Raw genomic sequence first — 16,988 nt, forward strand, 5'->3', positions numbered from 1 at the left:
CTGCCGACGCTACTCTGACGCGCGAGGTGGCTCATTGGTATCGGTCAGGTTTGGATTTGCCTTTGTTAATTTGTCATTATCACCGTATATATCGTCATTATCACCAATGACAATGTGTTTATCGACCAAATAGATTAAGATCAAGATTGGTACGCCAATCGCAAAGGTAAAGATAAAGAAAAACGGATAGCCCATATTATCGACGACAGCACCAGAGTAACCACCCATCACTTTCGGTATGAGCGTCATTAGCGATGAAAAGATAGCATACTGTACCGCCGTAAAACGAATCGAGGTCAAGGCAGATAAGAACGCGATGAATACAGCACTGGCAAGACCTGCTGCCAGATTATCAAAAATCACTGCCACGTACATATGCGGTAAGCTACCAGGATGATAAGTGAGCAGGACAAATAATAAATTCGTCACACAAGCTAATATGGCACCGATCATCATCGCCTGCATCATACGCATCTTTTGAGCCAAAATCCCGCCCAAAAAGCCACCCGCAATAACCATGATAACACCTACTAACTTCACAGCATTGGCAATGTCTGTCTTACTAAAACCCATGTCTTGGTAAAAGACGTTCGAGATAACCCCTGCTACGATATCAGAAATGCGGTATAAACCAATCAAGGCCAGTAGTAATAATGCTTTTTTGCCATAACGGCGAAAAAAATCAACGACGGGTTCAACCCAAGTCGTATAGGCCATTTCTTGTTTGACCACGCCTACTTTGACAGACAGGTAACCCACAACCGATGCCACCAATAGGCTTGCTAATAGATGAATCACCTCAAGTAAAAAGGCAAACATCACACTGTCTGTCTCTGGCAGTAACGCGCCAACATTGACAAAAGCAATGATAAAAGCGACGACCGACAATACAAATACCAGTACTAAGCGAGAATAGTCCGAGGCGGGACGATCAATACGTATCTGCTCGCTCACAGGCTCCCGAATTATCAGCGTGGTCACCACACCTACGCCCATCACTGCTGCCATGATCCAATAAGTATTGCGCCATGCTTCATAACTATAAAACTCTTCGGTCGAACCGAAATAATCTGCCAAATAGAGCGCACCTGCGCCTGCAAAAATCATCCCTAAACGGTAGCCTGCCGTATACATTGCCGACAATACCGATTGGAAGCTCGCAGGGGCAAGCTCAATACGATAGGCATCGACCACAATATCTTGCGTGGCGGATGAAAAGCCCAATAGCACGGCTGCCATTGCCATATAATGCAAACTGCTCTCATCGGTCGGATTGATGCTAGCCATCATATAAATCGCCAAAATAATCAAGAGCTGTGCGATCAAAATCCAACTACGACGACGGCCCAATAACCTAGTTAATATCGGTAGCGGCACCGCATCTACTAGGGGCGCCCAAATGAACTTGAACGAATAACCCAATGCTGCCCAACTAAAGGTTGTCACCACACTGCGATCAAATCCTGCCTCACGCAGCCATAACGATAAGCTGGAGAAAATAAGCAAAATAGGAATACCCGCTGCAAAACCCAAAAACAGCATGATCATAGCACGCCGATCAAGATAGGCTTTCGCCGCCTCGCCCCATGATTTTTTGGCGATGGGAGGTTTGGGTGGTACAGATTTGACAGCAGACATAATAACTCACCAACAATTGAGACAAATAACACAACTGCGCACAATTTTTATCAATCTTTAGAATCAGTTATCCATAAAAAGATCGATAAAAATTGCTCTACGTTGCACCAATATGATCATTACAACAAAATTCAGTTATGGTACTTGAGAACCTCTACCTTGACTAGATGTTTTTGCATTAACTCATTGATTCTGGCATTTTCATAACGGCTTATATTTCGCGGCAGTAACGCAGATTATAGCAATCTTTCACTATGGTTAAATCAGTCCTTAGTTTTCTTACTACTTACTCTCATTAAAGATGTCTGACAACGCTTTCATTTATCAGTAATATGTAGATAGAGGTAGGATCAATAAAAACTTGATCGGCTTATTACTGTCCTACCTAGTAACAAGAGCAATGGCGTTAATGGTAAGCTAGATGAGGTACTACACCAAGACTTAATGATTAATAATTTAAAACTTATAATTCTTATATATTAGTTTTATAAATACACAGTGCTTCGTTATGCTCTCTATATCAACAATGATTATCTCGATTGACTACTCGTTCTTTTTATTATCATAGCCTAGGAGTTTTACCATGTCCGACTCAACCAAAGCCCCAACTGATAAAAACACAGCGCAAGATACTGCCGGTTGTCCTGTGAACCACGGCGATAACAGTGCACCGACTAACACAACTTACGATCAAGGTGATGATAAAGGACCGACGATTCATAGTGAAAACGTTGATCAGACACACGCACCGCAGCGCCCTAGTATAGGTGGTTGTCCTGTCATGCATCAGGCACATACTACCACAGCCTCTGCTGCGACCGACTGGTGGCCAAACAGCTTAAACCTAGACATATTGCATCAGCAAGACAAAAAGACTGATCCAATGGGAGCAGACTTTGATTATGCTGAAGCTTTTAAACAACTTGACCTAGAAGCCGTCAAAACGGATTTGAAAAACTTGATGACCGAGTCACAAGAATGGTGGCCAGCAGATTGGGGCCATTATGGTGGCTTGATGATTCGTATGGCATGGCACTCGGCGGGTACATATCGCGGTGCCGATGGTCGCGGCGGTTCTAATACTGGCAATCAACGCTTTGCCCCGCTAAATAGCTGGCCGGACAACGTCAACCTAGACAAAGCCCGTCGCCTACTTTGGCCCATCAAGAAAAAATACGGCAATAAATTGTCGTGGGCTGATTTGATGATCTTGGCAGGCAACATGGCTTATGAATCTATGGGCTTTAAAACGCTAGGCTTTGCTGGTGGTCGCGCTGATATCTGGCATCCAGAAAAAGACATCTATTGGGGTTCTGAGCGTGAATGGCTCGCGGCTACTAAAAATCGCTATGATGATGACAGCGAGCGTGAATCGCTTGAGAACCCACTAGCAGCCGTACAAATGGGCTTGATTTATGTCAATCCTGAAGGGGTCGATGGCAACCCTGACCCATTAAAGACCGCTCAAGACATGCGTACGACGTTTGCGCGTATGTCAATGAACGATGAAGAAACGGTTGCTTTGACCGCGGGTGGTCATACCGTTGGTAAGTGTCACGGTAATGGCGATGCGACGACACTAGAAGACGAGCCAGAAGCGGCAGACGTCAAAGAGCAAGGTCTGGGCTGGCGCAATCCTAAAGGCAATGGCAATGCAGGTGATACCGTCTCAAGTGGTATTGAAGGCGCGTGGACAACCAATCCAACCCAATGGGATCACGGCTATTTTGAATTACTCTTGAATCACAACTGGGCATTAACCAAAAGTCCAGCAGGTGCATGGCAGTGGGAGCCAACGGATATTAAAGAAGAAGATCGTCCATTAGACGCTCATGATCCAAGTGTCCGCCGCAACCCAATCATGACTGATGCTGATATGGCGTTGATTAAAGATCCTGTTTATCGTGAGATTTCAGAGAAATTCCATCAAGATCCAGCGTATTTTGATGAAGTGTTTGCTAAAGCATGGTTCAAACTGACTCACCGCGATTTGGGGCCTAAATCTCGTTACTTAGGGGCAGATGTACCGAGCGAAGACTTTATCTGGCAAGACCCTATTCCAACAGGCAATGCAGACTTAAATGCTGATGATATTGCAACGCTAAAATCGCAAATATTGGACAGTGACTTGAGTCGCCGTGAATTAATCATCACCGCATGGGACAGCGCACGTACATTCCGCGCATCAGACTATCGCGGCGGTGCAAATGGCGCACGTATCCGTTTAGCCCCGCAAAAAGACTGGGCAGGTAATGAGCCAGAGCAGCTGCAACGTGTGCTTGAGGCGTTAACCCGTATTCAGTCTGATTTTGATAAAGACGTGAGCTTGGCCGATCTGATTGTGCTCGCTGGTAATGCCGCTATTGAGCAAGCAGCAAAAGATGCAGGCGTAGAGGTTACCGTACCGTTTACCGCAGGTCGCGGTGATGCCGAAGCAGCAATGACCGATGCAGAATCTTTTGCAGACTTAGAGCCACTGCATGACGGCTATCGCAACTGGGTCAAAGAAGATTATGCAGTCTCTCCTGAAGAGATGCTGCTCGATCGCACTCAGTTGATGGGATTGACCGCGCCTGAGATGGTCGTATTGATTGGCGGTATGCGTGTCCTTGATACCAACCATGGACAGAGCCAAGAAGGCGTTTTCACTGAACGCGCTGGCGTATTGACAAATGACTTCTTTGTCAACTTAACAGATATGAACTACACGTGGCATCCTGTGAATGCAGCAGATAATACTGCTAATAACTACGAAGTACGTGAGCGTGGTACAGGCAACGTCAAATGGCAAGCCAGCCGTGTAGATTTGGTATTTGGCTCAAACTCTATCTTGCGTGCTTATGCTGAGCTATATGCGCAGGACGATAACTTAGAGAAATTCGTTCGTGATTTCGTTCGCGCTTGGAGTAAAGTCATGAATGCTGATCGTTATGACGTTGCTGAATAAGCGTTATTGATTAGATTAATGAACAGTGAGTAAGTTTATCAATCATGAACAGCTATCTTTTAGAAGGTAGCTGTTTTTTTATACCTAAAATTTAGATATTCAACAGTCTTAAATATTCTGAGTTACACACCCTACCTAAATAAATCAAATGACTATAAGAAATACCATAAAAGCAAAAGTACTATAAAAAATCTATATTCATAATTATCATAAATTGATAGCTATTTATTATATACAAGAATAATAGCTTTGTTTTACACTACGCTCTTATGGCACATTTGTACGTTTTTACTTTCATATACAAATCTTTCAAATATAGATAAGGTTTGTATTGTTACACAATAGGATTCAGTAATGGCAATCGATGTAGTGGTCAATCAGCGACATTTGCAAATTCAGCTCAAGCAGCTGGAAACAGTCTGGCATACGGTGATTAATGGCTATAACTTAAGTCAAGCAGCGACTGTGCTACACACCAGCCAATCAAGTTTGTCAAAGCATATCGCGGCACTTGAAAACCAACTGAAGACCGAAGTATTTATTCGTCAAGGAAAGCGTCTAACAGGGCTGACCACCATGGGTACGGCGCTTATGCCACATATCGAGTCCATCTTTGCTGAAATCCGTACGATTGAAAATTTAAGCCTAGATTTTAATAATCCTAATATCGGTACACTAACGATTGCGACGACTCACACGCAGGCACGATATGTCTTGCCGAAAGTGGTTAAAGAATTTAAAGATCGCTTTCCTAAAGTCAATTTGATCTTGCAACAGGCCGATCCTGAGACCATCGCACAGATGGTGATTCGTGGTCAGGCTGATATCGGTATCGCAACCGAGTCCTTATTGCACAACAACTATCTCAGGTGCTACCGCTATTACGACTGGACGCATCGGGTCATCGTACCGAGCGATCATGAACTTGCCACGCAAGACTCTATCGATTTGCCGACTCTTGCCAGCTATCCCATTGTGACCTATCACGGCGGCTTTACTGGACGCGGTGCCATTGATAAAACTTTTGAAGAAGCAGGTTTAGAGCCAGATATCGTACTAGCGGCGCTGGATGCTGATGTGATTAGCACCTATGTCGGACTTGGCTTAGGCATTGGTATTATTGCCGAAATGGCATTTGAGCCGAGCCACTATCAGAACCTAACGGCCATACCAGTTGATCACTTCGGGCGCTTCACCAGTTGGATGGCGGTACGCGATGATGCCGAAATCCGTCAATACGGACGTGCCTTTATGGAACTGTGTCAGAAACAATTCGACAACTAAAACAAAGGGTCTAAACCGCTGGTCTTACCTTACCCCACCTTTACCGAGCTTATGTATAAGTGATAAAATACAGTCTAGAATGTTATTCAACGTTTTATTTCGTTTTTATTTCTGCATGTATTGCTGGACGCCTAGACATTTAATTGTACTGGGTGTCGATCACTGCATGTCCATTTGCTTCTATGTAACAGGTGATACCGCTCATGGAAAAACTCGTAGCGATCATTATGGCAGTTTTTGCCGCCCCCTTGCTTATTGGCGGCGCTTATCTGCTCTCTTTAGGCGGTAGTCCTTACTATCTTTTTGCTGGCGTTATGATGTTAACGACAGCATTTTTATTGTTCAAAAAACACTGGAGTGCTTACGGAGTGTACGCGATATTTATCGTTGTGACACTAGTATGGTCGCTTTGGGAATCTGGATTTTATTGGTGGGCGCTGGCAACTCGCTTGGGCTTCCCGCTAATATTTGGTTTATTAATGCTTTTACCGTGGGTCTCTAAGAAGATGCACGGGCAACACGCTCAAGTAGCAACCACAAACAACGCTAAGAAAAGTCCTCTTTACTATTGGGGACTAATGGCCAGTGTGGTTGTGGGTGCACTGCTCTCTTTCGGTAGTATGGCCAATAATGCTACCGACAAATTGGGCGAGCTCGATTTAACTGCCAAAGATGACGGCGATCAAAACGCCACTTCTGCAAACCTTGGCGACCCATTATCAAATGGCGAGCAAACACCAGATGGCGAGTGGAGCGCGTATGGTCGTACTGACTATGGACAACGCTACTCTCCTTTGACTCAGATCAATACTGATAATGTCAAAGACTTGGAAGTTGCTTGGCAAATCCAAACCGGGGATGTCAAAGGTCCTGATGATACTGGCGAGACCACTTATGAGGTAACCCCTCTAAAAATTGGTAACGCCCTGTATCTTTGTACGCCGCACAATTGGGTCATGGCGCTAGACGCTGACTCTGGTGAGACTTTATGGAAATTTGATCCTAAAATATCAGGAGACCTGCAACGTCAACATCAAACTTGCCGCGGCGTATCCTACTATGCTGGTCAAGCTGGTACATATACTACCACTCCAGCAGTTAATGATCAGGTAAGCAGTGATAATGAAGTAGCTCTTGCAAATAAAGCAACTGCGACCAGCACTGTGATGGCACAGAAGGTGGATGGTAATACCTTTGAAAAAGCGTCTAAACAATGTGATGCTAAGATATTTATTCCAACTTCTGATGCCAAACTGTACGCACTTGATCCAAATACTGGGCAACGCTGCCAGAATTTTGGTAAAGATGGTTCATTAGATTTGATGCACAATATGCCATATAAACAAGATGGCTATTACTATTCGACCTCTCCACCGATTGTCGTCGGTGACACGATTGTTGTGGCCGGTGCAGTTAATGATAACTATGATGTGAACTCACCTTCTGGTGTTATCCGTGCTTATAGTGTCAATACTGGTGAGCTATTGTGGAACTGGGATTCAGGCGATCCTGACAACACAGCTCCTTTCGATGTCAATGATCCCACTCAAACGTATAAAACCAGTTCACCAAACTCATGGTCAACAGCCAGTGCGGATGAAGAACTTGGTTTGGTCTACTTCCCGATGGGCAACCGTGTGCCGGATCAATTGGGTAGCTATCGAAACGCAGCTGAAGAAAAATATGCAACCTCTGTTGTCGCTTTAGACATTCAAACAGGAAAAGCACGTTGGGTTCAACAATTCGTACACCACGACCTATGGGACATGGATACACCTGCCCAACCAAGTCTGATTGATTTAAATACTGATAGCGGCGTTCAGCCTGCACTTGTTGTTCCTACCAAACAAGGCGATGTGTATGTATTGAATCGCGAAACAGGCGAACCAATCGTACCAATTAAAGAACGTGATGCGCCGCAAGGTTATTTGGTAGCGGGTGAACATGCTGCTCCGACGCAACCTTACTCTGGTTTGAGCTTTGAGCCGCCGATGTTGAAAGAAAAAGACATGTGGGGCGCTAGCCTTATCGATCAGATGATGTGCCGTATTGAGTTTAATCAACTTAACTATGATGGTCGTTATACACCGCCGTCAACGAATGGCAGTATCGTTTATCCTGGTAACTTCGGTACCTTCAACTGGGGTAGCCTCGCGGTTGACCCTGAAAATGGCGTGATGTTTGGTATGCCGACCTACTTGGCATTTACCTCAAAGCTTATTCCTAAAGAATCACTGGGTGATGCTGAGACCAATAAAGGCGAACAGGGCGTTAATGCCAATGAAGGCGCAGATTATGCAGTAGAGCTTGGGCCCTTCTTATCTCCTTTAGGTGTACCTTGTCAGCAGCCACCATGGGGTACGGTCGCTGCAGCTGACCTAGCCACAGGTGAGATTGCGTATCAACGCAAAAATGGCACGGTTCAAGACTTGTCTCCTCTACCATTGAAGTTTGAGCTGGGCGTGCCTGGTATTGGTGGCCCTATCATCACCAAAGGTGGCGTGGCCTTCTTGTCTGCTGCAACCGAAAACAACTTCCGCGCTTATGATCTAAAGAATGGCGATGTGCTATGGAATGTTCGTATTCCAGCAGGTGGTCAGGCTACACCTATGACTTACTTGAACTCTAAAGGTGAGCAGATGGTGGTACTGGTAGCTGGTGGACATGGTTCAGTAGGTACGAAGATTGGTGATTATGTTGTGGCTTATAAGCTTGGTGACCAAGCTAAATAATCGCTCTAAGTAATCGACTGCAATAACCACTCAGTTAAACAACGTCATTTTGAGAAAGCAGGTAACTTCGGTTATCTGCTTTTTTATGTGCTGACGCTTTTATCATACCATTCTTTTTATGATGATAGGCTTGTTTGTCAACGGATGCTGTTGCTCATCAAGCGCCTAAATCATCGATAATCTGTCTTTGTTATGATTTATTGCTACTCGGTAACACCGCTTGAAATCGATAGTGGCGACAAGCATATCAAGAGAAAATAATTAATAACTCTATTGGATAATTTATGAATAACAAAATCCCTTTATCTTTTTTAGATCTAGCACCTGTACCTGAAGGTAGCACCATCGCTGAAGGTATCGCCCAAACGGTTGAAACCGCACAGCAAGCAGAAAAATCTGGTCTAAACCGCTATTGGATGGCTGAACATCACAATATGCCGGGTATCGCCAGTGCGGCAACTTCAGTATTGCTATCACATATTGGTAGCCAAACCGAGAGCATCCGTATTGGGGCTGGTGGCGTGATGCTACCGAACCATGCACCTCTCGTGATTGCTGAGCAATTCGGCACATTGCAGGCATTATATGGTGACCGCGTTGACTTAGGGTTAGGACGTGCACCTGGCACTGATGGCGCTACCTTTCAGGCACTGCGCCGCCAGATGAAAGACGCTGAGCGTTTTCCACAAGATGTACAAGAACTGATGTACTTCTTGGGCAATGATACAGATGGCAGCCCTGTACAAGCGTTTCCTGGTGCCAGATCAGGCATCCCTATTTGGATATTAGGCTCGTCCCTTTTTGGCGCGACCTTAGCCGCGCATTTAGGACTGCCCTATGTATTTGCCTCACATTTTGCACCGCAAATGCTAGGACAAGCAATTAAAGCTTATCGTGAGCAGTTCAAACCGTCTGCCTATTTAGATAAGCCTTATGTCATGCTGGCTGCAAACTTGTTATTGGCTGACGACGATGAAACTGCTCAATATCACTTTACCTCAGCACAGCAGAGTTTTGTACGCTTGCGCCGTAGTGAGACAGGTCAGATGCCAAAGCCTACGCACGATATGGACAGTATCTGGAGCCAAGCAGAAAAAATGATGGTAGATAATGCACTGTCAGTTTCATTTATTGGATCTGTCGAAACAGTCAAACCAAAATTGGCTGCGTTTTTGGCAACCCATCAACCAGATGAATTGATTGTGACTGCTAATGTACATAATCAAGCAGCGCGTATTCGTTCACTTGAACTTACACCGGAGCTAAACTTATTTACTTTACAATCAAATGAGACACTTGCATAATTATTGCTAAACCTTAACTGGATTTTTGACATGGAAGCAACTGCTATTGTTGGCGCCTCATTGATGATTGGCTCGTCGATATTTATGTATATCTTGGCATTTCTTGCAGTCATGGCCATCGGTGGATATCTGACCTATCGTACTAGTCCAAAGCAAAAACAACGTCGAGAAGATAAGCGCAATCAAGACAATCTGAATTAACATAAAAAATCCCCTTTTTCTTCTTTGAAAAAGGGGATTTTTTAATGTAGTAAAACATTAATAAGATTTACTATATTGAAAATTGTAGTGTCTGTTAAAGTAAATTTAGTGAATCTTTTTCCTAGATTCTTTACTACATTAAACCAAGCGCACGTAATGCTGCGGCACCAAATGCCATCCCAAACATACCCACCACTGTCGTAAACGCCAAAATATTTGCCGCGAGCACATTATTGCCACCCATAGCCTTCGCCATCACATAACTGGCCGCAGCAGCTGGTGATGCCACCATCAAGAATAGCACGCCCATATGTACGCCTGATAAACCGAATGCTAATCCAATCGCAATGGCGACGATTGGTGCAATAACAATACGACCAATACTGGCCTGCATTGACAACCCTGACGCATTCAGCATTGACTTCAAATCAATACTGGCGCCAGCGCAAATCAATGCCAATGGCAATGCGACCGCTGCCAACAAATCACCAGTCGTGTGAATCACACCCGTAAGTGGCGGCAATGGCAGCGCCTTATAAGCAAATGCTGATAGCAATGCCAATATCAGTGGATTAGTAAATACCTTTTTGATAATCATAATAATGCGACTGATCAAAGTATCATCCACACTTTTAGAGACACGACTTAACGTAATGACCGCTAAAATATTGAACAATATGGTGACTACGCCCATATAGACCGCACCAATACTTAAACCACGCTCACCATAAGCATTAGCAACGGTTGCGAGGCCAATAATAGCCATGTTGCTACGGAAAATACCTTGTACGAACACGCCTTGGTCGGCAGGATATTTGACAAAACGCTTGGCATATAACTCTGCCCCAAAAAACAGGACAAATGTCACCAAAATACCAATAAAAATTAGCTTAACTTGCTGACCATAATCAACATCGCTATCAACCACGCTAAAAAACAACAAGCAAGGCAGGCAGTAGTTAAAAACAAAGCTGGATGCCTGATCAATGAAACTTTGGCTCGCTTCGCCACGTCTTTGCATAAAAAAACCCAACCACATCAAAGCAAGGTTGGGGAATACAATAGTAATAGCAAAAACAATAGCATCAATCATAAATAGGCTCAATTCGGTGACAAGCCCATCATGATATGAGCATCAACAAGAAAATTTAATAAGTAATAATCAGATTTTATGACCTAGTATAGAGACAAAGCAGCAATTAAGCCAAGTTTGAATGAGACTTTATTTCGATAATAGAGTAGATTTTAATAAACAAAAGCCCGTAATAATATTTTATTACGGGCTTTTTATTTCATGGATGCTTTGTTATAAAAGGCTTTAGCATACTACCGTTACGAGTCAAGCGCAGCCTTTGCTTTTTTGTGTTTTTTGACCGTCATCGCCAATAACTGTATGGCCGCAGGTGTGACACCGCTGACACGTCCAGCTTGAGCAAGCGTCGCAGGACGAACTTGCGTGAGTTTCTGTACAATCTCGTTTGATAGCCCTGACACGATACTATAATCAAAATCTAGCGGTAGCGCCGTGTTTTCTAAGCGCTTCATTTGATCAATATCTTCTTGCTGACGATCGATATAGCCGGCGTATTTGACAGAAATCTCGATCTGCTCTCCTACTTGCGCATCAACGGTTGAGTCAGTAATAGCAGCGATATCAGCAAAATGTATTTGCGGACGCTTTAGCAAATCAAAGGCAGTCGATTCTTTGGAGAGCACCTCACCTGTCTGCTCAGTCACTTGCTTACCTAATGCGTTGGTAGGTGTGGCCCACATGTCTTTTAAGCGTGACGTTTCTGTTGAGATCGCTTCCATTTTTTCTTGATAAGCCTGCCAGCGTACATCATCTACCAGTCCTAATTTACGACCCGTCTCAGTTAAACGCTGATCGGCATTGTCTTCACGCAGCAGTAAACGATACTCTGCGCGGCTCGTAAACATACGATATGGCTCGGTGGTACCGTGCGTAATCAAATCATCGACCAACACGCCAAGATAGGCTTCATCACGGCGCGGTGTCCATGTTTCAAACTCACTGTTGTTAGTAGTGACCAATGCCGCATTGGTTCCTGCTAGCAAACCCTGCACGCCCGCTTCTTCGTAGCCAGTTGTACCATTAATTTGACCGGCAAAGTACAGACGATCAATCGATTTGGTCTCAAGCGTTGGCTTTAGGTTTTGCGGATCGAAGTAATCATACTCAATGGCATAACCTGGACGAGTAATATGCGCGTTCTCTAAGCCTTTCATACTGTGAATAAAGTCTAACTGCACATCAAATGGCAAGCTCGTTGAGATACCGTTCGGATACAGCTCATGCGTGGTCAAGCCTTCTGGCTCAATAAAGATCTGATGGCTATCTTTATCCGCAAAGCGATGGATTTTATCTTCAATCGATGGACAATAACGCGGGCCTACGCCTTCGATTTTGCCCGAGAACATTGGCGAGCGATCAAGGTTTTCACGAATGATATCATGAGTACGCGCATTGGTATGCGTAATATAGCAATTGACCTGCTCAGGGTGCATAGAGACGTCACCCATATAACTCATCACTGGCAATGGCGTATCACCAGGCTGTACCGTCATCACACTAAAGTCAACGCTACGCGCATCGATACGTGCCGGCGTACCTGTCTTTAGACGACCGACTGGTAGCTTAAGCTCACGCAAACGATCTGCAAGCTTAATAGAAGGCTGATCGCCTGCGCGTCCACCATTTGAGTTTTCCATACCAATATGAATGACGCCGCCCAAGAAAGTCCCTGAGGTCAGTACCACTGTTTCAGTCTTAAAGACAATACCTGTAGAGGTCACAACAGCTGTCGCACGACCATTCTCTACCAAGATATCATCAGCGGCCTGCTGGAATATATCTAGGTTTGGTTGATTCTCTAACGTATGACGAATTGCTGCTTTATACAAAATACGGTCTGCTTGCGCACGCGTGGCACGCACAGCAGCCCCTTTACGACTGTTTAGCACACGGAACTGGATGCCCGCTTTGTCCGTTGCCAGCGCCATCGCGCCGCCTAGCGCATCAATTTCACGCACCAGATGCGACTTGCCGATACCACCAATCGCAGGGTTACAGCTCATCTGCCCGAGCGTCTCAATATTATGCGTCAACAATAAGGTCTGTGCGCCCATACGTGCAGCCGCCAGAGCAGCTTCTGTGCCAGCATGACCACCACCGATCACTATCACGTCGTAATGTTTTGGGTATTGCATGTTTGCCTCACTTGACTCATAACGGTGCCGATAGTCATATTCTATTAGTAAAGAACACGGCAATCGACAAATAAACGTCAGTCGTATTTATAAAAAAGATAACGACTCAGATAAGTCGTTCATAATTAGTTGAATAACCCATCATTATAACAATTTTTTCACGCTTAAAAAACGCTAGGACAAAAACTATTATAATTAAGCGCAAAGATATTTATGCCAGTATCACTTGGGTTGTTAACTTTTAAGTTTGTAATGATGTCTTAGTTATTACTGTTTCCACGGCTCAGCGGTACGATCTGATCCGATTGACCGCTAGACAACATATGATGGCTACCATACCCTTCTGGATTGATCTGTAGATAGGCATTCATTTGACCAATCGCTTCACCATCATCACTCGCCAAAATCTGCGCTTTGATGAGCTCAACTGGCGGTAATGGTAAGTTTCTGAGCAGTGCCAAACGCTGATGGTTGTCACCCTTGTTGACTACCAGTTCGATAAGCTGACGGGCATCGATAGGCAAATCTGGCGTGTTCTGTGCCAACAGTGCCAAATGATAAGCACCTGCAGGATCTTGGTCCACAACAATGCGCTGCTCGATAGCGATATAGGTCGCTTCAGTTGCACCGCCCGCCACACTCAGCTGATGAATACACTTGAGTGCTGAATATGACTCGTTGTTAGCAATCTCAATAATGCGTGTGGATTCATTTTTTAAACGTTCACGGCGCTTTTCAATCGCTGCCTGCTCAGCCGCTTCTCTTTGTTCATTTAACTGTTCACTGGTTTGGTTACTCATAAAGCTCTCTTACTCATCTGATAATTATTATTTATGTGATTGATATCTTAGACACTATATGGGGGTAAATCCTATAAAAACAACGAAGCCTAATGACATACGCGCGTGGAAATACTAATAGGGGCAAGAATAAATACGCTACCAAAACACTAATAGCAACAATAAAAAAACCCAAACAGCCATTAATGACCATTTGGGTTTGCTGTGCTTATTGATTATAAAGGCTGTTCGAGCATCAACAGTACTCAAACAACCTTGTCAAACGTTAACTAAGCAGCAGGGCTATTTGCTTCAACCAAAGGCTTTAGCTCGCCTGATTGATACATCTGCAAGATGATGTCTGATCCACCCATCAATTCGCCATCAATCCATAACTGCGGGAACGTTGGCCAATTAGCAACCTTTGGTAACGTTGCACGAATTTCTGGATTTTCTAAAATGTTTACAAACGCAAATGGACGACCAATCTGAGTCAACACTTCGATAGAGCGCGCAGAAAAGCCACACTGCGGAAATTGCGGTGTGCCTTTCATGTAGATAATGACTTTATTGTCACGAATTTGATCACGGATCAATTGTTCAACATCGTTTGCAGCAGTATTTGGGGTTTGCTCACTCATAAAAGCTCCTATTGATAAAGCGGTTCATTAAAATGATTATTTATATAAAATAATTATGTAAAGACGTGGCTGATACATGGGGCGACTGCCGCTGTATTACAAGCACGAATTTTCGATCTATGTAGGTTCAACAGTATTAGGGACTAATAATACCACGGCATTGGCCATGATGCCCTCTTGACGACCCGTAAATCCCAATTTTTCAGTCGTGGTGGCTTTCACACTGATATTGCTAATATCTGTTTGCAGGTCACTAGCGATATTAGCGCGCATTGCTAGATTATGCGGCGCCAACTTTGGACGTTCACACATCACGGTAATATCAGCATTGCCTAGGCTATAACCAGCCTCTTGCACTTTGCTATAAACATAGCGCAGCAAAATCCTTGAATCCAATCCAGCATGTGCCGCATCGGTGTCGGGGAAATGCTGACCAATATCACCAAGTGCTAAAGCGCCAAGTAGCGCGTCAGCCAAGGCATGCAAAACCACGTCGCCGTCAGAGTGTGCGAGTAAACTGTGAGTATGCTCAATCGGCACACCCGCTAGCACCACATATTGCTGCTGCTGACCATTATTATGAAAAGCGTGAACGTCGATACCTTGACCAATTTTTATCATTATTATTCCAAGATGCGTTAAACGTGATTAAAATAATTCAAAACCACTATCTGAATTTTCAAAGTGGTTTTACGAGTAGCCAGACGCCATCGGTCGCCACCAGTTTCAATTAACTGGTATAATATGACGTTTATTTTATCATAATACCAGATCCAAAAGACAAGCTGACGTTGTTGTGCTGAGACTACGTATTGTAGTGATTGTATAACGCTTGGCGTCGGCATGTACTTTGGATAACGTATAAATAGTTGAGCCGTTTTATGTCAGCCATACAAAATACCTCAAGCACAACCGTTTCTGAGTCTTTTAATGCTCATCGCCCTTTGACACTTGCCGATATCGAAAATCCTAGCACCAAGCATGTGATCGTCGGCATGTCAGGTGGGGTCGATTCTTCTGTATCGGCCGTATTACTTCAGCAGGCAGGCTTCAAGGTCGAAGGCCTATTTATGAAGAACTGGGAAGAAGATGACGGCACCGAATACTGTACGGCGATGGATGACCTAGCAGACGCGCAAGCCGTATGTGACAAAATCGGCATGAAGCTACATACCGCCAACTTTGCTATGGAATATTGGGACCGTGTTTTTGAGCATTTTTTGGCAGAATACAAAGCAGGACGCACCCCTAACCCTGATATTTTGTGCAACAAAGAAATTAAGTTTAAGGCATTCTTAGACTACGCCTTGACGCTTGGTGCAGATTATATCGCGACCGGTCACTATACACGCCGCAGTGTAAATTATACCAATGCCGAAGGTGATGAGGTTGCACAGCTCTTACGCGGTCTTGATAATAACAAAGATCAAAGCTATTTCTTGCATGCGGTTGGCGGTGACAAAATCGCCAAAACGTTATTCCCAGTTGGCGAGCTTGAAAAGCCAGTGGTACGTCAGATTGCTGAAGAGCACAAACTAGCGACGGCTAAGAAAAAAGACTCTACGGGTATTTGCTTTATTGGTGAGCGCCGCTTTAAAGACTTCTTACAGCAATATCTGCCTGCGCAAAAAGGCGAGATACTCACTGATGACAATAAAGTCATCGGCACTCATGATGGCCTTATGTATTACACATTGGGTCAACGTGGCGGCATCGGCATTGGCGGTGTCAAAGACCGTCCCGAGGAGCCGTGGTTTGTATTGGCAAAAGATTTAGAGAAAAATCGTTTAATCGTCGGTCAAGGGCATGAACATCCAATGTTAATGAGCAATGAGCTAAAAGCCTATAAACTTGATTGGATTGATGGTTTACCACCTGCGGATGTGTTTAGCGACGAAGGCTTAGCCTGTATGGAAAAGTCTCGCTATCGCCAGCCAGATCAAGCCTGTCGCGTGTTTGCGACCAATACTGATGGCAGCGAAGTGCGCGTAGTATTTGATGAGCCACAGCGCGCCGTCACCCCTGGTCAGTCAGCGGTATTTTATATTGATGAAGTATGTCTGGGCGGCGGCGTGATTGAATCTATCGATGCGCCTTGCGGATTTTAATTGATTCCTAACACCCAACTTAAAGCACAGATGTTGATGCAGTAAATAAGTTTATTTTAACGAGGGTCAACATCGCTTTATTTGCATAGACCGCTTTTTTAATATCATATTTCTGCTATATTACGC

General features: G+C 44.4%; 12 protein-coding genes. 6 read left to right on the forward strand and 6 right to left on the reverse strand.

Going from position 1 to position 16,988, the window contains the following annotated elements; all coding sequences use genetic code 11:
* Positions 1–9 precede the first annotated feature (9 nt).
* Entirely contained in the window at positions 10–1,638 is a 1,629-nt protein-coding gene (locus tag ACHUET_RS04445; protein WP_371531371.1) for an AmpG family muropeptide MFS transporter, read from the reverse strand.
* Between the two features lie 781 nt (positions 1,639–2,419).
* On the opposite strand from ACHUET_RS04445, the gene katG reads away from it, so the two are divergent.
* The 5 genes from katG to ACHUET_RS04470 all read left to right on the forward strand — a co-directional run bounded on the left by katG (position 2,420) and on the right by ACHUET_RS04470 (position 10,106).
* Positions 2,420–4,585: a catalase/peroxidase HPI gene (gene katG, locus ACHUET_RS04450; protein ID WP_394211107.1), complete on the forward strand. Its 2,166-nt coding sequence runs from the start codon at positions 2,420–2,422 to the stop codon at positions 4,583–4,585.
* Positions 4,586–4,939: 354 nt separating this feature from the next.
* Positions 4,940–5,869 carry a LysR substrate-binding domain-containing protein gene (locus ACHUET_RS04455; RefSeq protein WP_371531370.1) on the forward strand — a complete coding sequence of 310 codons (930 nt, stop codon included), beginning with the start codon at positions 4,940–4,942 and terminating at the stop codon, positions 5,867–5,869.
* A gap of 203 nt (positions 5,870–6,072) precedes the next feature.
* Positions 6,073–8,601, forward strand: a complete 2,529-nt coding sequence (locus ACHUET_RS04460) for a membrane-bound PQQ-dependent dehydrogenase, glucose/quinate/shikimate family (RefSeq protein ID WP_394210989.1) — start codon at positions 6,073–6,075, stop codon at positions 8,599–8,601.
* A 284-nt stretch (positions 8,602–8,885) separates the two neighbouring features.
* On the forward strand, positions 8,886–9,905 hold the full coding sequence (locus ACHUET_RS04465; RefSeq protein ID WP_394210991.1) for an LLM class flavin-dependent oxidoreductase: 1,020 nt from the start codon (positions 8,886–8,888) through the stop codon (positions 9,903–9,905).
* 30 nt (positions 9,906–9,935) lie between these two features.
* Positions 9,936–10,106 (forward strand): hypothetical protein, encoded by a 171-nt coding sequence (locus tag ACHUET_RS04470; RefSeq protein ID WP_201600598.1) that lies wholly within the window; start codon positions 9,936–9,938, stop codon positions 10,104–10,106.
* 133 nt (positions 10,107–10,239) lie between these two features.
* Here the strand turns inward: ACHUET_RS04470 and ACHUET_RS04475 are convergent, their stop codons facing one another.
* From ACHUET_RS04475 to ispF, 5 genes are all read right to left on the reverse strand, one after another.
* On the reverse strand, positions 10,240–11,199 hold the full coding sequence (locus ACHUET_RS04475) for an AEC family transporter (protein WP_394210994.1): 960 nt from the start codon (positions 11,197–11,199) through the stop codon (positions 10,240–10,242).
* A gap of 239 nt (positions 11,200–11,438) precedes the next feature.
* On the reverse strand, positions 11,439–13,334 hold the full coding sequence (gene mnmG / locus ACHUET_RS04480; protein ID WP_394210996.1) for a tRNA uridine-5-carboxymethylaminomethyl(34) synthesis enzyme MnmG: 1,896 nt from the start codon (positions 13,332–13,334) through the stop codon (positions 11,439–11,441).
* Positions 13,335–13,594: 260 nt separating this feature from the next.
* Entirely contained in the window at positions 13,595–14,134 is a 540-nt protein-coding gene (locus tag ACHUET_RS04485) for a hypothetical protein (RefSeq protein WP_394210998.1), read from the reverse strand.
* Between the two features lie 269 nt (positions 14,135–14,403).
* A complete protein-coding gene (gene grxD, locus ACHUET_RS04490; protein WP_193012410.1) occupies positions 14,404–14,754 on the reverse strand; it encodes a Grx4 family monothiol glutaredoxin in 351 nt (116 codons plus the stop codon).
* Between the two features lie 117 nt (positions 14,755–14,871).
* Positions 14,872–15,375, reverse strand: coding sequence for a 2-C-methyl-D-erythritol 2,4-cyclodiphosphate synthase (gene ispF, locus ACHUET_RS04495; RefSeq protein WP_394211000.1), 504 nt, complete (start codon positions 15,373–15,375; stop codon positions 14,872–14,874).
* 260 nt (positions 15,376–15,635) lie between these two features.
* On the opposite strand from ispF, the gene mnmA reads away from it, so the two are divergent.
* Positions 15,636–16,862, forward strand: a complete 1,227-nt coding sequence (gene mnmA / locus ACHUET_RS04500; RefSeq protein WP_394211002.1) for a tRNA 2-thiouridine(34) synthase MnmA — start codon at positions 15,636–15,638, stop codon at positions 16,860–16,862.
* Positions 16,863–16,988: the final 126 nt, after the last annotated feature.

This window comes from Psychrobacter piscatorii, from assembly GCF_043641605.1.
Lineage (GTDB): Bacteria > Pseudomonadota > Gammaproteobacteria > Pseudomonadales > Moraxellaceae > Psychrobacter > Psychrobacter piscatorii_C.